Annotated in this window: 18 protein-coding genes; 13 read left to right on the plus strand and 5 right to left on the minus strand. The window is 35.4% G+C overall.

Annotation, left to right across the window (positions count from 1 at the left end; genetic code table 11):
- Positions 1-203: 203 nt before the first annotated feature.
- Complete coding sequence (locus tag KORDIASMS9_RS09980; protein ID WP_114902708.1) at positions 204-902, minus strand: DUF2490 domain-containing protein; 699 nt, start codon at positions 900-902, stop codon at positions 204-206.
- Between the two features lie 554 nt (positions 903-1,456).
- On the opposite strand from KORDIASMS9_RS09980, the gene KORDIASMS9_RS09985 reads away from it, so the two are divergent.
- The 5 genes from KORDIASMS9_RS09985 (at position 1,457) to KORDIASMS9_RS09995 (ending at position 6,631) form a co-directional block, all read left to right on the plus strand.
- A complete protein-coding gene (locus KORDIASMS9_RS09985) occupies positions 1,457-2,203 on the plus strand; it encodes a LytTR family DNA-binding domain-containing protein (protein ID WP_114902709.1) in 747 nt (248 codons plus the stop codon).
- A gap of 183 nt (positions 2,204-2,386) precedes the next feature.
- Positions 2,387-4,543 (plus strand): S8 family serine peptidase, encoded by a 2,157-nt coding sequence (locus tag KORDIASMS9_RS09990; protein WP_114902710.1) that lies wholly within the window; start codon positions 2,387-2,389, stop codon positions 4,541-4,543.
- A 231-nt stretch (positions 4,544-4,774) separates the two neighbouring features.
- Entirely contained in the window at positions 4,775-4,912 is a 138-nt protein-coding gene (locus tag KORDIASMS9_RS23200; RefSeq protein ID WP_162819862.1) for a hypothetical protein, read from the plus strand.
- Between the two features lie 63 nt (positions 4,913-4,975).
- Complete coding sequence (locus KORDIASMS9_RS23930; RefSeq protein ID WP_256387007.1) at positions 4,976-5,110, plus strand: hypothetical protein; 135 nt, start codon at positions 4,976-4,978, stop codon at positions 5,108-5,110.
- Positions 5,111-5,269: 159 nt separating this feature from the next.
- Positions 5,270-6,631, plus strand: a complete 1,362-nt coding sequence (locus KORDIASMS9_RS09995) for a hypothetical protein (RefSeq protein ID WP_114902711.1) — start codon at positions 5,270-5,272, stop codon at positions 6,629-6,631.
- 286 nt (positions 6,632-6,917) lie between these two features.
- On the opposite strand, the gene KORDIASMS9_RS10000 is transcribed toward KORDIASMS9_RS09995, so the two are convergent.
- Positions 6,918-7,637 (minus strand): hypothetical protein, encoded by a 720-nt coding sequence (locus tag KORDIASMS9_RS10000; protein ID WP_162819863.1) that lies wholly within the window; start codon positions 7,635-7,637, stop codon positions 6,918-6,920.
- A 177-nt stretch (positions 7,638-7,814) separates the two neighbouring features.
- On the minus strand, positions 7,815-8,924 hold the full coding sequence (locus KORDIASMS9_RS10005) for a helix-turn-helix transcriptional regulator (protein WP_162819864.1): 1,110 nt from the start codon (positions 8,922-8,924) through the stop codon (positions 7,815-7,817).
- Positions 8,925-9,020: 96 nt separating this feature from the next.
- On the opposite strand from KORDIASMS9_RS10005, the gene KORDIASMS9_RS10010 reads away from it, so the two are divergent.
- The 4 genes from KORDIASMS9_RS10010 to KORDIASMS9_RS10025 all read left to right on the plus strand — a co-directional run bounded on the left by KORDIASMS9_RS10010 (position 9,021) and on the right by KORDIASMS9_RS10025 (position 12,869).
- On the plus strand, positions 9,021-9,440 hold the full coding sequence (locus KORDIASMS9_RS10010) for a helix-turn-helix domain-containing protein (RefSeq protein WP_114902714.1): 420 nt from the start codon (positions 9,021-9,023) through the stop codon (positions 9,438-9,440).
- A 108-nt stretch (positions 9,441-9,548) separates the two neighbouring features.
- Positions 9,549-10,793: a hypothetical protein gene (locus tag KORDIASMS9_RS10015; protein WP_114905201.1), complete on the plus strand. Its 1,245-nt coding sequence runs from the start codon at positions 9,549-9,551 to the stop codon at positions 10,791-10,793.
- A 13-nt stretch (positions 10,794-10,806) separates the two neighbouring features.
- Positions 10,807-11,067 carry a DUF4212 domain-containing protein gene (locus tag KORDIASMS9_RS10020; RefSeq protein WP_114902715.1) on the plus strand — a complete coding sequence of 87 codons (261 nt, stop codon included), beginning with the start codon at positions 10,807-10,809 and terminating at the stop codon, positions 11,065-11,067.
- A 26-nt stretch (positions 11,068-11,093) separates the two neighbouring features.
- The gene (locus KORDIASMS9_RS10025) at positions 11,094-12,869 is read left to right on the plus strand and encodes a sodium:solute symporter family protein (RefSeq protein WP_114902716.1); all 1,776 of its coding nucleotides are present in this window, start codon (positions 11,094-11,096) and stop codon (positions 12,867-12,869) included.
- Positions 12,870-13,009: 140 nt separating this feature from the next.
- On the opposite strand, the gene KORDIASMS9_RS10030 is transcribed toward KORDIASMS9_RS10025, so the two are convergent.
- Both KORDIASMS9_RS10030 and KORDIASMS9_RS10035 read right to left on the minus strand, forming a co-directional pair.
- Complete coding sequence (locus tag KORDIASMS9_RS10030; protein ID WP_162819865.1) at positions 13,010-13,654, minus strand: hypothetical protein; 645 nt, start codon at positions 13,652-13,654, stop codon at positions 13,010-13,012.
- A gap of 33 nt (positions 13,655-13,687) precedes the next feature.
- A complete protein-coding gene (locus KORDIASMS9_RS10035) occupies positions 13,688-14,281 on the minus strand; it encodes a papain-like cysteine protease family protein (RefSeq protein WP_162819866.1) in 594 nt (197 codons plus the stop codon).
- A 305-nt stretch (positions 14,282-14,586) separates the two neighbouring features.
- On the opposite strand from KORDIASMS9_RS10035, the gene KORDIASMS9_RS10040 reads away from it, so the two are divergent.
- From KORDIASMS9_RS10040 to KORDIASMS9_RS10060, 4 genes are all read left to right on the plus strand, one after another.
- Complete coding sequence (locus KORDIASMS9_RS10040) at positions 14,587-14,781, plus strand: hypothetical protein (protein WP_114902719.1); 195 nt, start codon at positions 14,587-14,589, stop codon at positions 14,779-14,781.
- Positions 14,774-17,467: an ATP-binding protein gene (locus tag KORDIASMS9_RS10045; RefSeq protein WP_114902720.1), complete on the plus strand. Its 2,694-nt coding sequence runs from the start codon at positions 14,774-14,776 to the stop codon at positions 17,465-17,467. The genes KORDIASMS9_RS10040 and KORDIASMS9_RS10045 overlap by 8 nt, the downstream gene beginning before the upstream one ends.
- A gap of 21 nt (positions 17,468-17,488) precedes the next feature.
- Positions 17,489-17,851, plus strand: a complete 363-nt coding sequence (locus KORDIASMS9_RS10050; RefSeq protein WP_114902721.1) for a response regulator transcription factor — start codon at positions 17,489-17,491, stop codon at positions 17,849-17,851.
- A 295-nt stretch (positions 17,852-18,146) separates the two neighbouring features.
- Entirely contained in the window at positions 18,147-20,042 is a 1,896-nt protein-coding gene (locus tag KORDIASMS9_RS10060; RefSeq protein ID WP_114902723.1) for an acetate--CoA ligase, read from the plus strand.
- The last annotated feature ends 13 nt before the right edge of the window (positions 20,043-20,055 follow it).

Below are 20,055 nucleotides of genomic sequence, written 5' to 3' on the forward strand. Positions count from 1 at the left end.
CTCCAAAATTCTCTTATAAAAAAACTTGTGTGAGCAGTATTATGAAAAAAATTAGATTATATTTTTGGAATTTTATAAGTATAAGATACTTAATTTTGATGTGATAATGTTTGTTGATTCATAAACAAAAAAATCCCTACGAACGTAAGTTGGTAAGGATTTTAAAATTTGTAGGTGTCTATATTTCTCGTTGAAAATTTAATTTAAAATGTGTGATGCACACTAAACTGGAGTTGCCCTTTTTGCCAGTTGTTAGTAGTTTGTTCCATCCAACCGAGTTGCACTCTGAGTTTATTGCTAATGGCATATCCCAATCCTAAATATGTACGATTTCGATCAAAAAATTGCACGCTTCTTCCGTCTCCAATGTCACGTTGTCCATTTAGGAAAATTTCATTGTAAAAGGCAAAATAGTAGGTGTTTTTAACGAGTTTCGTATTGTTAAAAGGAACATTGATAAAGAGATTGTAACGGTAGCGCGTTCTAAAATCTTGATCTTCTACCCAACGTTGCTCATAACGAAAACGATGCGTTAATAACACTCTTTTTAAGATGGTATTGGAAATTAGAGCTTCTTGATAGATACGATTTTCTGAAATAGGATTGTCAATATCGTTGCCAAATTGTCCTGTCGTAATATTGGCAAATCCGAAGGTGAATTTTACACCAGCATCTTTTGGCGTATACGTTATTCCTGAACGTAACAGTAATTGTTCTCGATCTCCAAGACCGCGCCAATCACGATATTGAAAGTCTCCTTGAATTCCCCAATTGGATTCTTTAAAATTTGCACTGTAAAAATACATGTACCAAGCGCCTAATTGATCTTCATCAGGTGATTGCGCATGACTAGTTCCTAAAAAAGTAACGAGAAGCGTAAGTAGTAGCAGTATTTTTTTCATAATGGTTGTTTGTTGATGATATTCGCCGTAAAAATAAGCAAATATTATATAGGAAAAATTTACGCGAGTGTAAGTATTGTTTTTAATTTTCTGGCAACTGTTCCATAATTTGATAGGTGCTGAAGTTTAAAAAAGTTGAGCTGCTATTTTTACATTTTATTCCAAGGATATTTTTCTTTTTTCATAATTACGAATATGGACTGGTTCGTAGGATAACGTATTTTATACAAGGTTGTTTTTGTTTGTGAAGTTGTATGAATCAAATTTCAAGATTAAAATGACAGTATCAACTCCAAATGCTATTGAGTCTAAACTGTCTAAAACTTCATTCATACTTCAGTATGCGTCATTCACATCATATTTTTAAGCGTTGACTACATTTTATTATAGAAAAATGTTTTATTTATAAATATTAGATTCATTTAAAGAAAATTCTTCTTTAATGATGAGATTGTATTCTTATTTTTTTAGAAGATATATCTTTAAGATGTAAAACTGTCATTCATTATACTTGAATTAGATTATCATTATTTAGACTTTTCAAAACCTACCAAATGCGTACAATCAATGTCTTTCTAGTTAAAGAAAAAGATGAGAAAGTAACAATATTAAAAAAGCTATTAGACTCGCATTCATATCATGTAATTGGAATCGCTAATAGCTATCAAGAAGCACTACTACTGTATCCGAGATTTCTGGTAGATATTATCATTACAGATATTATGCTTAACGGAAAACCTGATGGAATAGCTTTTATTGAAAACCTTTTATTTTCAAAGGAAAAATTATGTCCCTTTATTTACTTAACAGGTTTTGAAAACCGACATTTATACCAACGTGCCAAGCTTACAAAACCTTTTGCTATTTTGCATAAACCTTTCAATGAAATTGCTATGCTTTACACATTGGAGAATGTTATTGAAAAATTACAAACACGCACGGATGATCATCTAAAAAGTTATCTCACCTCAAAAATAGATGAACATAGTTTCTTTATCAAGAAGAAAAATACATTGCATAAGGTATTGCTAAAAAATATCATTTATATAGAAGTAGAAAATCGGTATTGTAACATTGTAACGCAAAAGGAAAAGTTTGTCGTACTCATTTCATTGGGTAAGATAAAAGAGTTTCTAGATGCATCAGTATTTCTACAAATCCATCGTAAATATATCATCAATAGTTCGGCTATCGAACAAATTATTCCGAAAGATAATTTAATCATCCTAAAAGGAAATCATAGTGTTACGCTAGGTGTTAAGTACAAAACAATCCTTAGACAATTGGTTATTATAAAGTAAGATATATCTTGAAAAAGTGGTTTTTTAGTTCACTACAGTAAAAAGTGAATTGGCAACATAAAAAGGAACTATTGGCATCATTTTTTCCATCTGCTGTTTCGTTCATTCATAGTTTAGTATAAGAAAATTAATAAATGTAAAGAGTTAAAGTACTCTTTTTTAATTAAGATTTTAAAGCTAAAAATGAATAACTCATCTAACATTATCACCATGCTTCCAGGAATTGAAGCACTCTGGAAAAATACCAAAGGCGATCCTACTATTAAAATTGCAGTTTTAGATGGTCCTGTCGATTTACAACACCCAACTTTAAAAGAAACTCATATCCGATCATTGGATGTCCCTACACGCAAAAATGTACGCTCTACACATGGAACGTTTGTGAGCAGTTTAATTTTTGCGAATCATAACAGTGGTATTTTAGGCATAGCTCCAAATTGTTCAGGTTTGGTAAAAAGTATTTATCAAGAAGATGAAAATGGCAAGTTGCTCAGTAGTTCACAATCAGATATTGAACAAGGAATTCGTATGGCTTTGGAGCATGATGCAGATATCATCAACATTAGTGGTGGAGAAAAATTAAATAAAGGTGATAACATCATTTCTTCCTTAGCAGCAGCGTTGGAATTATGCGAAAAGAAAGGTGTGTTGGTAATTGCTGCTACAGGGAATGAAGGTAATAATAGCATACACGTACCTGCTAATTATCCGACAGTATTGGCCGTTGGCTCTATAAAACCCGATGGAGTTGCATCTAACTTTAGCAATTGGAGTACATTATTTCCTGAAAAAGGATTGGTTGCTCCTGGCGAAAATATCATTGGAGCTATTCCCAGTGGAGATAACCAAAAAGCAATTGCGAACGGAACTAGTTTTTCAACGGCTTTAGTAAGCGGAATTGCTGGGCTCCTGGCAAGTCTACAAAAGAAAAAAGGGATGCCAAAAGACCTTCTGGCCATACGTCAAATTTTATTGAATAGTGTGACACCTTGTACAGTTGACGAAAATATAAACTGTGATCCAATTATGGTAGGACGCTTACATATTGGCAATGCCATCCAACATATCTTAAAAGCAGGTATAAAACCGCAAAATTTTTTAACTCTAAATAATACAAACATGCAAAACGAACCAGAAGTAATGCCGTTATCGGCAAACAATGACCAAACCGATGCAGTAATACCACAAGAAGCATCGACACCAGTGGCAGAAGTTACGCCATCAGAAACAGCAATGCCTGTAGCTACGCCAACAGTAACTACGGCAGCTACTGCAGAAGTAGCACCTTCCGCTTGTGGGTGTGCAGGAAATGTAACACCATCTCAAGCACCAACTATGTATAATCCTGCTATAAATCCGGGAGGTTATCCTACTTTTAGAAATACGCAATTAGTGAATGCTATAGGGCAACCGTCTTATGATTTTGGGACACAAAATAATTTAGATACGTTTAGAGCATTAATGAAAACGTGGTATGACAATCTTCCTAAAGAATTACAAGATGAACTGACTGATTCTCCTCACGACCATAAAGCGATGGCAGCATTTTTATTGTTCAAAGAAGGAGGAAGTTACCAAAATATCTTTATGTCAAGTCAATTAATTTGGTTGTTGAATATCAACTCAACACCAATATATTCAATTAGTCCAAGACTTTCGACTTTCAGTGATCCAATTTATTTGTTTATGGCTCAATTTCTAGGAGACAATACAGAAATTAATCATGATAAATATTCGCAGCATACAGCTAATTTAAGGACTTCAGAAATATCACTAGATGAAATTTTTGGAAAAGAAGAAGAAGAAGAAAAAAGCAAAAAGAAACCTGATGTGATGCGAATGGTATTGCCTGGGTTTGTTTCAGGAGAATCAAAGTTAATGAACGGGAATTATGTGGAGGCTGTTACACCAGTTGCTTATGGACTAAGAGACTGGACCTTAGAAGCCTTGCTGAAATCTATGGAAATTAATAACTCTGAATTTAAAGAGCAATTAATTTCAGTTTTAAATCGTTTGTATGTGACTACGCTGAACAGAGGAAAAACGCCAGAAGATCGTGCCTTAAATTATTCGTTATACAATATTTTAGAACTATCAGATATTGTGAAGGAAGCAACTAAGAAAAAACTTCAATTGAGCAGTCACAGAGTATTACCTTCAAAAATAGAAAGACAAAATTCAATTGTAAGAGAAGTACAATTAACATTCTTTGATCCAGAAAATACTAATAAAGCATCCACTACATATTCAATGCAAGTAGATGTAAGTGGTGTAACGCCAATCATTATTGGTGACAGAGAAGAATGGTATGCTCCAGTAAGTGTAACTATTGCAAGCTAATCACTTTTCTTTTTACACATAAAAAAAATAAATCAAGATAAGTAAGTAGTTTTCAGTACTACTTCCTAGGATTACTTTCTTGATTTCATATGAAAGCTTTAATAGGTTAGGCCAAAGTCATAGCACTGATTGCTTTTTTAAAAATAACATGCTTTTAACTCTCATTAAAGTGAGTCAACAGGGAATCAATATTCCCAACATATTTAATTATTAACATCTAATTTTTTTATTATGAAATTACCAAATCAAACAAAAGCAGTAGAACGTAAAACGTATAACCCGAACGCTGTTGCAGTAGGAGCAAATGCTTCATTCTCTTTTGGAAACTTGCTAAAAGGAGCTATTGGAGGCGCGTTAAGTTCTATTTAATTTTTAAACACAAATCTTGGATAGGGATTATTTCCCTATTCAAGGTTCTAATATTTTTTTATTATGAAATTACCAAATCAAACAAAAGCAGTAGAGCGTAAAACATATAACGCAAATGCTTTTACTATTGGAGCAAATGCTTCCGCAGCTTTGACACCAATGATAACTCGAACATTATTCCCAGGAATGAATTTTTAGAAATCTTTTTTAAGATTAACTACAATTAAACGTCAATATGTAGGGCAGATTCGACGTAGGTTTGGAGACTGCTACAAATGAGTAGTGGTCTCCTTTTTTAACACAAGTGCTTTAAAAAAAGTATCAAACTACACAATCATTTCAATCATCATTAATAGTATGGGACAAAGTGGATATCTAACCTTAGTCAATAGTACTGATACAGCTTGGAGAAAAACGTATCAACATTCGTATCAAATGAATATATGGGATTTTCCGAATGTCATTGCAGCACAAACCAGTATCAGTGTCTATATTGAGTGGAATCAACATTTTTTTAACGATTCTTCAGATGATGCAGGAGAAGTTGTCTACTCATTAGAAGGCACCAGTGATTTTTTTGAAATCCAGGCGAGTGCCACAAGTGGATTTGACATAAAGGTATATTTTGCGAATTTAAAAATATATTCCAATCAAAATGAAGCATTATTCTCTTTAGGATGGCAGCGTAAAGGATATGTATCTTTTATTCTTTCAGGAATGCAAGGAAAATATTCATCAACAAACCTAAATGGATCTTCATGGATGCAAGACAATATTTCGATTCTTGGAACAAAAGAATTGAGTGAAATTTGTATGCTAGGTGCGCGTCACGCTGGAATGAATGTTCGTACAAGTAATACCTTCGGCGCGAGTGATTGCAACGTGATAACACAGACTAGAAATATACGAGAGCAGCTTCAATTGGGTGTTCGATATTTAGATATTCAACCAGTATTAAGAAATGGTGATTTTTTTACAGGAAATTATCATAAAATAGAAGCAATTTCTATGTGGAGAGGTGCTACAGGTCAATCTATAGATCATGTAATAGAAGATGTCAATACATTTATTGCGGTTCGTAAAGAACTTGTAATAATAAAGCTATCCAATTCATTACATACCTACACTGACAATGGAAACTACAGAGCGTTTAATAAGAGTGAGTGGAATAGCTTATTAAAAAAAATGTCAGGAATCAACTATTTATATTGTTCGTTACCTACTATTGACTTGGCGGTAAAAACGGTGCATGACTTTATTTCAGAAAGACCAGCAGTCTTCATCCTTGTGGAAGGAGTAAATAATTTAGGATCCTTTGACGGAAAGGGCTTCTTTAAGGAATCATGTTTCAATATGTACAAGAAGCAATCCAATACCAACAACACACTAAAAATGGCCATTGATCAGCTGCAAAGCATGCGTGCCTACAAAGATGAATATTTTTTACTGTCGTGGATCGTAAAACAAAATGCTGTACAAGCTGCTATGTGTTTTTTAGAAGTAGCTTCAGGCATAAAAAAACTTGCCAATAAAGCAAACCAACAACTGCCTAATTTGATGTACTCCAAAATTACACATTCAACATTTCCAAATATGATAATACTAGATAATATTTTAACCTCAGAGGCAGCAGCATTTGCCATGGCAATCAATTGGAAAATACATACTGTCAAAAAAACAAATGACACATTCAACAATGTAGAAAAAATAACAAATTAACTTTTTATCATGATTGAATTTAATTGGTTGCTTTTTACTGAGTGCTATTTGACTGTAATGAAATAGCGATACAAAACTCGTGTACTACTGCTTGGATAGCACTCATGCAATTAATAATTGTTCACAGTTCAAAATTAGGTTATGTAAAACAAACATCAATTTCTAAGACAGATTTGAGGTAGGTTTTGAAGACTATTACACTGGAGTGTGATAGTCTTTTTTTCGATTTTAAAATAAAAAAAGCCAGATGGTATCATCTAGCTTTTCTGTGAGTGCTATTTCAAATTTATGGTAGGAGTGGAGCTAACACTTCTAAATAGCGATTGGCAATAAAACTGGCACCAGCTTCGCTATAATGTACATCGTCCGCCAAATACGCGTCAATAAAATTTGTAGACATATCAACCGTTAAAACGGAAGAAGTTGCTGTGGTTTTATTGGTAGCTACTTGCGGAAGTGTATTTAATGCTTGATTGTAAAAAGCTAGAAACTCTGGAGTCTGTTCACTGGTCATAGCTGGCGCAGGCAACTCTAAAAATATGGTAACGTTTGGGTTTCTGGCTTGAAAAATATCAATAATGGCGTTGACGTTAGCTACAGTTTGATTCAAATCGGTAAAACCATCATTTCCGCCTGGCGAGCTAAACAAAACAATATCAGGTATATTCGTTAGATCGTTTAGCCAAATATCAAGTTCAGCCAAAATTTCACCAGAAGTAATTCCACCACGACCTTCATGATCTCTATCAAAACTTTGACCGTTGTACATAGGATAGTCGGCAGGATCAGTTTCTGTTCCAATAAAATCAAAATCATAATTCCCGTCAAGGAGTAATTTCCAAAGTTCATATCGGTAACTTTCATATAACGGTCTTGCGCCAGCGACTCTTGACGCTCCTAACGGCATAATTTTGGTAGCTGTGCCACTTGGGTTTGTTGGTGTTGTTGGATTGGGCGTAGTTCCATTATCATCAGAACTGCAAGCAATAAAAACAACGATTATCATAGCAATTGTTGCTAGACTAAAAATATTTTTGAAGAATTTCATACTCATAAATAATTAAATGTTAAAGGTATTTATGGTAAGAGTACGAAGATTTCAGCGTCTTAGTATACAGTGCTGAGGTCAATAATAGCAGTAGATGTCCGAGATTCTTCTATTTAAAATATTACAGGACAACATTTACTTTTTTTTGAAGGTTCCCGGCGAAACCCCAACTTCTTTTTTGAAAGTTTCATAAAAGGTGCTTCTTGATTTAAAACCAACTTCTTTCCCAATAGCTTCCAACGAAAAAACATGAAAACGTACATCGGTTAGCATTTCTTTGGCTAACTGAATTCGGTACTGATTGATGAAATCCTTACAACTAATCTGCCCTTCTTCTTTCAAAATTCTAGTGACAGAACTGACGCTTAATCCTAATTTTTCGGCTAAAAGTGTTCTATTTAAAGAAGGATCTCTGAAAAGTTCTTCGTCACGCATCAACAACTGCATATGTTCAAAATGATTCAGTGTTACATTATTTTTTACGGCTGTGGTAGATTTTTTAGAATTTGAATATATCTTCTGAATCGCTTTTTGATCTTGTTGAATCTGTAATTTTTGAATACCAGTATATGAAATTCTCACAAAAAACAAAGACATAATCACACCAAAAGAACCCCAAAGCTCAACGTCAAACAATAATTCAATCACTTCTAAAATTAAAAAGAAAAGCATCACAACAATCAAACTCCAAGAAATAGCAAACAACCATTTCCTTACATCAAACTCCGCATTGCTTCTATAAATTTTTATCATAGCTAAGGTTACAACAAGGACATTAAACGTAATAATAATATATGTTTCAAAAACCTCAAAGCCTTCCAAAAAGGTTTCAAGCGAACTATTTTCAACAGCAATACTGCCAATATAAAGTGACGAAAGCAGCATAAAAGGGCTGAGAAATAGTATAAAAGTTGTTTTTGATATCTTTTCTTTTATGACTTCACAAACGTACATGTACAGAAAAACTGAAAACAAATACTCAATTCTCAAAAAACATAAAATTTCAAAAAAAAGGGTTTCTTCAAATATCGCATTGATACGGAGCATCAACAGGGAAAGTGTAATTAAGCAAGCTGTTAATAAGTGATTGGCACGACTTTTATATCGTTTCGATGTAAGTAATACTGTTGCAAAAAACAACACAATTATAATCCCAATACTACTGATAAAATGATCGGTTTCCATCCTTAAAAATAAGGCTACATTTTCTATTAAATCTATTTTTAGTAAAATATTTTTTAGCAAGCAATTTGTAAGTCTCATACGATCAATTTGATACTCAAAACAATGGTATTTGTATGTTTATTGCTAAATTGATATATTTATGCTAAATTACTATATATGAAAATAGACTTATGTCCAAACTGCGGTTCAGATCAATACATAAAAAGCGGAATTGTCAATAATAGGCAACGTTACAAGTGCAAAAAGTGTAGCTATTTTTTCTCTGTAAACAAGCTAGGGAAAAAGATTGATGACTATTACGTCAATAAATCACTTCAGTTGTATTTAGAAGGATTAACCTATCGTGAAATAGAACGTATTTTAGGAATTTCACACGTTAGTATCATGAATTGGGTAAAAAAATACAACATCAAACGCCCGTATAACTCTAGTTATCATCCTACCTACAAAATCTTAAATGCAGACGAACTCGGAACGTACTTTCAAAATGCGGAAAACATCAAAGGTGCTGGTGTGATTGTAACAGAATTAGGCGATAAGTTTATGTTGATAAAATGGGAACGCTTTAAAGATTAATATAACAAATTAGCAAAAAAATATAGTAGTTTTTATTTATCTCACTGTTTTTTGGAGTTTAGTACTGCACACAAAACCAATGTAACACCAACTAACCTTTTTACAACAATGAGAAAACAAATTCTTTTATTGGTAGGAATATTTTTAATAACTTTCCAATATACAAACGCCCAAGGCGCGCCAGATTACAATGGCGGAATGAAAGTAAAACTCAATGAAGATGGTTCTAAATACTTCCGAATCATCTCATGGGCGCAAATATGGGCACAACACAATTCAGACAGACCTTTAGACGCAAACGGAAACGAACAAAGCGATCTCAATTTTAGTTTGCGTAGGGCACGTGTACTCATGTATGCACAAATCAACAAGCGTTTCCTAATTCTCACACACTTCGGACTCAACAGTCTAAACGGAGACAACTTATCACCTACAGGGAAAGGAGACAGTTCACAACTCTTCTTTCACGATGTTTGGGGACAATTTACGCTGACAGACGATCACGCAATCGGTGGTGGTTTGCACTATTGGAACGGAATTTCCAGAGCCAACAACCAAAGTACGCTGAACATGATGACGCTCGACAACCAACGTCAAGCGTGGGCAACCATTGGACTTTCCGATCAATTTGCACGTCACATGGGCGTATACCTCAAAGGAAAATTTGGAAAACTACAATACCGCGTCTCTATCAATGATGCTGTGACAAACAATTTGCAAGAAGCTGTAACGCCGACACCTGACGGATCAGCTGTATACGCAGGGAGACGTTTGTTAGGGTCCAAAGATGCTGGAAGAACGTACGCAGGATATTTTGACTATAATTTTTTAGACCAAGAATCGAACTTCTTACCGTACAAAGTAGGAAGCTATTTAGGCGGAAAAAAAGTATTCAACATTGGCGCAGGTTTCTTCTTCCATCCAAAAGGATCGGTTATCGCAAATACTGCGGGCGAGTTGGCAGGAGAAGACGTATCTATCTTTGCAGTAGATGCCTTTTACGATGCACCAATTGGGAAAAAAGGAGCTTCCTTAACAGCGTATGCACTGGCACAATTCAGTGATTATGGAAAAGATTTTACCTTAGGAAGAACTTATGAAACAGGTTCTTTACTGCACGGACACGTTGGATATGTGCTTCCAACAGAAAAAGCGACAAAATTTCAGCCATATATACAATTCGACACCAGACAAATTGATGCCATTGATGACAATGCCACTTCTTTTGGTGTCGGAATAAATACATACCTTAGTGGACATCATTCCAAACTAAGTTTAGAATATTTCAATACAAAATATGGGAATGCTGATGCTGTGGGAACACTCACGCTTCAAGCCATGATTTACCTGTAAAAACCAACCAACTATGAGTGAAAAACAAAAACACGCAACAGCGTACTGGAAAGAAAATCTCAAATACCTTGTTATCTTACTATCAATATGGTTTATCGTTTCCTACGGATGCGGAATCTTATTCAGAGAAGAACTCAACCAATTTAGACTTGGTGGATTCAAACTAGGATTCTGGTTTGCACAACAAGGATCTATCTACGTATTCGTAATTCTTATCTTCGTATACGTACGATTAATGAACAAATTAGACAAAAAATACGGTTTCGACGAGTAACCCTAACTAAAAAAATATAAATTATTATGAGTGTACAAACGTGGACTTGGATCTTAGTAGGGATAACTTTTGCCCTATATTTTGGAATAGCAATTTGGGCGCGAGCAGGCTCAACAAAAGAATTTTACGTTGCTGGTGGAGGTGTTTCTCCATTAGCCAACGGAATGGCAACAGCCGCCGATTGGATGAGTGCCGCCTCTTTTATCAGTATGGCAGGTATTATCTCCTTTGCAGGATATGACGGTTCTGTATATTTAATGGGCTGGACAGGCGGATATGTATTACTAGCATTATTATTAGCGCCGTATCTGCGGAAATTTGGAAAATTTACCGTGCCCGATTTTATTGGAGATCGCTATTATTCAAACGCGGCAAGAACCGTAGCAGTGATCTGTGCGTTGATCGTATCATTTACCTATGTAGCAGGACAAATGCGTGGTGTGGGAATTGTATTTTCTCAATTCTTGCAAGTAGATATCAATACAGGAGTAGTTATTGGAATGGCAGTGGTATTAACGTTTGCTTTTTTAGGAGGAATGAAAGGAATCACGTATACGCAAGTAGCACAATACTGTGTACTCATCTTTGCGTTCATGGTACCAGCATTTTTTATCTCCATGCAAATGACAGGAAACATCATTCCACAAATTGGAATGGGCGGAGAAATCGCAGAAGGCGTACCATTACTTGATCATTTAGATCAATTACACACCAAACTCGGATTTAACGAATATACCAGCGGAACCAAATCTACGTGGGATGTATTTGCAATTACCTTAGCATTAATGGTAGGAACTGCAGGATTACCACACGTAATTGTACGTTTCTTTACGGTGCCAAAAGTAAAAGATGCGCGTAAATCTGCAGGATATGCACTATTGCTCATCGCTATTTTATATACAACAGCACCTGCAATTGCAGTTTTTTCAAGAACGAATTTAATTGAAACCGTAAGTGAAAAACAATATTCGGAAATTCCACAATGGTTTAAAAATTGGGAAGACACAGGATTAATCGCTTGGGCTGATAAAAATGGTGATGGAAAAATTCAATACGTTGCAGGAGATGCATTAAAAGGAAAACCTAAGTACACTGAGGAAAGAGGCGCACATGGAGAACGTTTGGTTTCTAATGCAAAAGCGACTGAGATGAACGAGTTATATGTAGATAGAGATATCATGGTATTGGCAAATCCAGAAATTGCAAACTTGCCAAATTGGGTCATTGCTTTAGTAGCAGCTGGTGGATTGGCAGCAGCGTTATCAACCGCAGCAGGATTATTATTGGTAATATCTACGTCGATCTCTCACGATTTAATCAAAAAACAAATCAATCCAAATATCTCTGACAAAGGCGAATTAAAGTGGGCACGAATCTCTATTGTAATTGCAGTAGTAATTGCTGGACTCTTCGGAATTTACCCGCCAGGATTTGTCGCCGCCGTTGTCGCCTTGGCATTCGGGTTGGCAGCCGCCTCGTTTTTCCCAGCCATTATTTTGGGAATTTTTGATAAGCGAATGAACAAACAAGGTGCGATAGCAGGAATGGTTGTCGGAATCGTATTAATGTTATTCTACATGATTCGCTACAAAACAGGACTTATTGGTGTCATGGATCCATTACCAAAAAGTGAATGGTGGTTTGGAACCTCACCAGAAGGTTTCGGAACGATTGCTATGATTGTAAACGTAGTAGTGTCGGTTGTCGTTTCAAGATTAACACCAGTGCCACCAAGCGATGTACAAGAAATGGTGGAAAGTATCAGAATTCCTTCTGGAGCAGGAGAAGCTTCCAGTCATTAACATATTTTTAGATTAAAAACAATTAAAACGAAAAAAGAGGCTGTCTAAAGAACCGAAATTTTGTCAAATTGAATTTGATTCAGATTGACGCTTTCAAAAGCTTTCCAGACCGTCTCTTTTTTTCTGTCTTACGGAATATATTAATTCAATAACTTATTCCCTTTAACTTGATCTCCAAATTTGGATTGGAATATTTTAGCATCGTTTTGCAACATCTTTAATAAACGTGCATCATCAATTGGAGTACTTAATTCTCTTCCTTTGTAAGAAGTATAATTTTTTCCATTCAAATGATAAATGTTCACATTCAAGTTAGGAACATACACAATTTTTAAATTACGATATTCTTCACGCTTCATGCTATTTGGTAATTGGTTTAAGGCTTTGTGATACTGATGGTCAATAAGTTCAATAACTTTAAATTTACCTTCTTTTTCTTGTTTTGCCACACCTATAGTAGTGATCAATTTGGTATCTTTAATGAGTGGAATTATTTTTTTAATTTCTGCATTTAACAAATCCTCCATCTTTCTGGAATCGTTGTAGTTTAAAAGCTTTTCAAAATTCATTTCATAGTAGTTCAAAGGAGAAGCAATACGTGCGTTTTTTACATCGTTTGCATCAATTCCAAAATTAAACTGATCTCCTGTTTCTGTTAAGATTTGTACTAAATCAGCTTTCCCTTTTTCAGCAACTTCACGAATTTCTTTTGATTGATTTTGACTGTTCATGCTCATCGTCACTAAAATTACGCACAAACTCATGTATATATTTAAATGTTTCATAATTTACTATTTTAGTATATTAAATGTAATCAATTATTTTTTACTTGTTTTATACCAAGTTGTCCAATGAGTTCTTGGCCCAGATGGATCTAAATACTCAGCATACGTTATAACACGTTCAGAGCCTGTACAAGGAGACCAAGGATCGTTTAGCACAACATAATCTGTGCCGCCAATACTGAAATATCCTTTTACAACTACCACATGTCCTACAACTCCTGGCGTACCATACGCATATCCCAATACATCTTTGGAACAATAAATACTTTTTCTTAGCTGTGCCAATGAGAGTCCAGCATTAGATGTTGAAAAATTAACACCTGCAAAATCTAGTTCTAGCCAACCTGGAGTTCTGCAATCGTTTGTTTTTGGACAACTCTGTCCTGCATTTTCAAAATCACAACAGTTTGTTTTACCAAAACGATGATTTGCTAAGTCGCATTGTGTTACAAATTGTCCTTCATTTTCAGCGATCATTTGCGTTACCGCTGCCCAACACCATTGACTGGTTTCTTGCGGGCGCAGTATATTATTGACATTACCAATTACTGTACTTGGTGTACAACAACTTTGTATGATAATAGTCAAAAAGACTAATTTTAGAAATAATAAAAATTTTGTTTTCATGTTTTGTATATTTAATGGTTAGTAGTTGACTTTTGAGTAGTAAAACAAGTATAACTTTACACTTCTCTTTTACAGTATCATCAGTACGGTACAAAAATCTATGTATTTACTAGAAGTTTCAAGGGTTAAAAAAAGGTATGTGAATAGGTTTTTTCCTATTTTATACATAGTGTTTTACTTCTAATATGCAGTCAACCAAAAAATCAACCAATAATGATGAATTTGAAAAGGATCAACCAACCAACGAATCTCTACTTTGTAAAGGGTATTTTTTTTCTTAATTTTAAAAACACCAAACTAAGTCAATGAAAAAACGACACGAACAAAAACTGATTGTCCTTGCCATTGCGTTGTTTTTAATATTCAATGTGCCTTTTGTACTTACGTTCAGTGTAGATGGTGCTTTCTTGGGAATTCCGACATTTTACTTTTCTATCTTTTCGGTTTGGTTGCTCTCCATCATCATTTCGTACATTGTTTTAAAACGTTATTATGAATAATTACACGCTCGTTTTTATCATCATAAGTTACCTCGCAGTGCTTTTTTATGTAGCGTTTTTGGCGGAAAAAAGGCGACAAAGCAAATGGGTGAACAATCCGTATGTATATACTTTTTCACTCGCAGTGTACTGTTCAGCGTGGACGTATTACGGAAGTATTGGAATTGCTGCCAATTCAGGTATCAACTTTTTACCAATCTACCTCGGGCCAGTCATTGCAGCCCCTTTGTGGATTATCGTGTTGCGGAAAATCATTCGGATTTCCAAACAACACAAAATATCTTCCATTGCCGATTTTATTTCTCTTCGCTATGGAAACAACCGATTTTTAGGCGCGTTAGTCACGATTGTTTGTTTATTGGGAACCTTGCCATACATTTCGTTACAACTAAAAGCGGTTTCGGAAACCTTTGAAATTATGGCAGATGAAACCAGTTATATTTCCACCTCTGTTTTTGACGATTCTACGTTTTATGTGGCGTTACTTTTGGCGATTTTTGCAACCTTTTTCGGAACACAAAATACCGATGCGTCGGAAAAGCACAAAGGAATCATTGCCTCTGTAGCGTTTGAATCTATTATAAAACTAGTGTTCTTTTTGATCATTGGCGTGTATATTACATTTTATTTGTTTGATGGAACCACAGATATCTACAACCAAATGTCTGCCAGCATGGAAAACTTTCAAGAATTGGTGACTCTGGGAAGTGTGGAAAATGGATTTGATTGGTTTTTTATGATTGCACTCGCATTCATCGCCATCTTTTTATTGCCACGACAATTTCAAGTTTCCGTCTTAGAAAATACACGTGAAAAACATTTAAAAAAAGCCATTTGGTTATTTCCATTGTACTTATTGCTCTTTAATTTCTTTGTCATTTTTATCGCTTGGGCGGGAAAACTCACGTTTGGCAACACACAAAATGCCGAATATTACACCTTGTTACTTCCGTTGGAAAATGGCAACTCATTCTTAGCAACCTTGGTATTTTTAGGAGGATTTTCTGCTGTGATTTCTATGGTGATTGTTTCTACCTTAGCGTTATCGACCATGGTAAGTAACAACTTGATCATTCCGTATGGCTTCTTAGATAAATTCATCAAAAATCAAACAGAGCGAAACTCAAAATACATCAAAAATATTCGTAGAATTTCCATCTTTCTCATCATCATTGGCGCATATTTCTTTTATGTGTCGTTTTCCAAAGAACTCTCGTTGTATTCTATCGGACTCATTTCTTTTGTAATCATTGCACAATTAGCGCCTTCATTTTTCATCGGATTATTTTGGAATCGTGGCGCTTCAAAAGCAGCGATTATCGGAATCATTGTCGGAACACTAATTGCAATGTATACGCTCATATTACCATTCATACTACAAGCATATACAGGAACAGACGATTTTATTCAGTATGGACTCAACGGAATTTCAATGTTAAAACCGTATGCGTTGTTCGGAATCGACTTTTTAAGTCCGCCAGCACATGCATTCTTTTGGAGTATGAGTTGTAACATTCTCTGTTATTTGGTGTTTTCACTCGTCTCAAAAGGAAATTACCGCGAACGAAATTATGCGGAAATGTTTGTAGACAGTCGCAACTTCACCACCTTGCAAGACAGTGCATTGGTTTGGAAAGGAGAAGCCTATGTGGCAGATATCAAAAATGTATTGGTGCGTTTCTTGGGAGAACAACGCGCAACACGTGCCTTAAAAATCTTCTTCACCAAATACAATCTATCACCCAATACACAATTAGCCGATGCACGATTGATCAACTTTTCAGAAAAACTTCTAACGGGAAGTATTGGTGGTGCTTCCGCGAAAATTCTCATTGCCAGTGTGGTGAAAGAAGAACAAATCAGTTTGGTAGAAGTGTTGAAAATATTAGAAGAATCGAAAGAAAATATCGTCAACAACAAAGTACTTCGCGAAAAATCTGAAGAACTCTCGCAACTTTCATCCAAACTTAAAAATGCAAATAAAGAACTCATCACCAAAGACAAACAAAAAGATGAATTTTTAGACACAGTTGCGCATGAATTAAAAACACCAATTACAGGAATTCGTGCGGCAACAGAATTATTGATGGATGATGAAGATGACATGCCGAAAGACCTGAAAAATCAATTTCTAAAAAACATTCTACAAGATTCTGATCGCTTGGCGCGATTGATCAATAATATTTTGGATTTTGAAAAACTAGAAACAGGTCGTTTACACTTGAACATGCAGACGAACGATCTTCAAAAAACCATTGCAAAAGCGGTCGGAAGCATTCAGCAAATCGCTTCCAAAAAAAATATAAAAATCAATAACAAAACGGCACATGCTATCACCATTATCTATGATGAAGATCGCATTCTGCAGGTATTGACCAATTTACTATCAAATGCAATCAAATTCTGCCCAAAAGAAAACGGAAAAGTCACCATTGATTACAAGCTTGGAAATGGGGAAGTTGAGGTATTTGTAAAGGACAATGGAAAAGGAATTCCAACAGAAGATCACGACTATATTTTTGACAAATTTTATCAATCAAAACACCAAAACATCATCAAGCCACAAGGCAGTGGATTAGGGCTCGCCATTACAAAACAAATTGTGGAAAAACACGGCGGAAAAATATGGGCAAAAAAAGGGAGAAAAAATGGTGCAACACTTGTTTTTACGCTACCTTTTGACTAAATTGGTGTCAGTTTAAAAATAATGAAGAAAATTTTAATTGTCGACGATGAACCTAACATCGTAATGTCGTTGGAATATGCTTTTAAAAAGCAACAATTTGAGGTGTTTATTGCACGTGATGGAAGTGAAGCCTTAGAGATTTTACAGCACCAAATTCCAGACGTTGTTTTGTTAGACATCATGATGACAAATGTAGACGGATATCAAACGTTGACACAAATTAAGGAAAATGACAGTTTGCAACACACAAAAGTGGTGTTTTTAACTGCTAAAAATAAAGCTTCAGACGTTGAAAAAGGATTAAAACTTGGAGCAGATAAATATTTAACAAAACCTTTTTCAGTAAAAAAAATAGTTTCAGAAATTCTGGAATTAGTCACTTAGAAATAGTCTTCTAAGTCTTATTAAATGTTGGTTTTGTGTGCAAACAAACAATATTTAATTAAAGTTTTGAAGACATGAAATTACGTATCAATCCATTAGCGTCAGATATTATCATAACGATGTACGCTGTCGTAACACTTTTTCTTCGGTTTAAGTTTGAAAACGAAGCATCTGTTAGTACTATGAACTCTCTTGTAATGGGCATTTGTTTTGTCGTGATTATTTGGGCTTTGATAAAGCTTAAAGTATTGAATCCGAATTGGTTCGGGCTGTTCAATTCCAAAAAGTCAAAGTCATGAACTATCAAGAATTCTATCAAAAAAGCATAGCTTATCCCGAAGTTTTTTGGCGTGAACAAGCAAGTACTTTAGACTGGCATACACTGCCAAAAACAATCCTTTCCAAAGATCAAAACAACTATTATCAATGGTTTGAAGATGGCAAACTCAACTTGAGTTATTTGTGTATTGACAAGCATATTTTAGCTGGTTTTGGAACGCAAAATGCGATCATTTACGATTCGCCCGTCACAGAAAAAAAGCAATACATTAGCTTTAACGAATTGCATGCTGAAGTCGCCAAATTAGCAGGCGCTTTGCAGCAATTAGGACTTCAAAAAGGCGATACATGTATCATCTACATGCCAATGATTCCACAAGCGATCTATGCCATGTTAGCGTGTGTCCGAATTGGCGTAATTCATTCGGTAGTTTTCGGCGGATTTGCACCACACGAACTCGCCATTCGTATAGATGATTGCAAACCAAAAGCAATCATTACCGCTTCTAACGGAATTGAAATACAACGGATCATTCCTTACAAACCTTTTGTAGATGAAGCGATTGAAAAAGCACAACACAAACCAAAAAATGTGATCGTTTTTGATCGAAAATTAGGTGTAAAAATTCCACAAAAAGTCTATGATATTGACTATGCTACTTTGGTTGAAAATGCGGAATCTGTAGAAGCAATTCCGCTAGAAGCCACACATCCATCGTACATTCTATACACTTCCGGAACCACGGGAACTCCAAAAGGAATCATTCGCGATACAGGCGGTTATGCAACAGCCTTAAAATTCTCCATGAAATATGTATATGGTGTGGATGAAGGCGACACGTATTGGGCGGCGAGTGACGTCGGTTGGGTTGTAGGACATAGTTACATTGTATACGGACCTTTATTAAATAGAAATACAACAATTTTATTTGAAGGAAAACCGATCAAAACGCCAGATGCTTCTACGTTTTGGCGTGTGATTAGTGAACACAATGTAAAAGTGATGTTTACGGCACCAACAGCTATTAGAGCCATCAAAAAAGAAGATCCTAATGGAAATCTAGCAAAGCAATTTGATTTGTCTTGCTTAAAGTATCAATTTTTAGCAGGCGAACGTTGTGATGTTGCAACGCTGAATTGGACGAAAGAAAAACTCAACGTTCCCGTAATTGATCATTGGTGGCAAACCGAAAGTGGCTGGCCCATGTTGGCAAATATGGCTGGCGTAGGATTGCAACCGATCAAAGCGGGTTCGGCAAGTTTTCCCGTGTGCGGATATGACATTCACATCGTAAATGAAGCAGGCGAGAAGGTTTCTGCTAACACAGAAGGCTATGTGGTAGCCAAATTACCATTGCCACCAGGAACGTTACAGAATCTTTGGGGAAATACAGAACGATTCCGAAAAGGATATTTAGAACGTTTTCCAAACTATTATTTTTCGGGCGATGGCGGATACAAAGATGAAGATGGTTATGTGTTCATCACAGGTCGCGTAGACGATATTATCAACGTAGCAGGACATCGTTTGTCTACGGCTGAAATGGAAGAAGTGGTCGCATCTCACAAATCTGTTGCGGAATGCGCCGTTTTTGGTGTGCATTGCGACATAAAAGGTCAAAAACCATTGGGTTTGGTCGTTTTAAAATCTGGCGAAAGCCTTACAGAGACACACATTCAAAAAGAAATCGTTCAAGACGTACGTCAAGAAATTGGTGCAGTAGCATCGTTCAAAGATGTATTGGTCGTCAATCGTTTGCCAAAAACACGCAGCGGAAAAATTCTACGGAAGTTACTGCGAAATATTGCTGACAAAAACGAATATAAAATTCCATCTACCATAGATGATACTACTATAATCAACGAAATACAAGCCATTTACAAAAATCACCGTATTGGCATTCACAAATAAAAAATGAAACAAT

Source organism: Kordia sp. SMS9, assembly GCF_003352465.1.
In the GTDB taxonomy this organism is placed as follows: Bacteria; Bacteroidota; Bacteroidia; order Flavobacteriales; family Flavobacteriaceae; genus Kordia.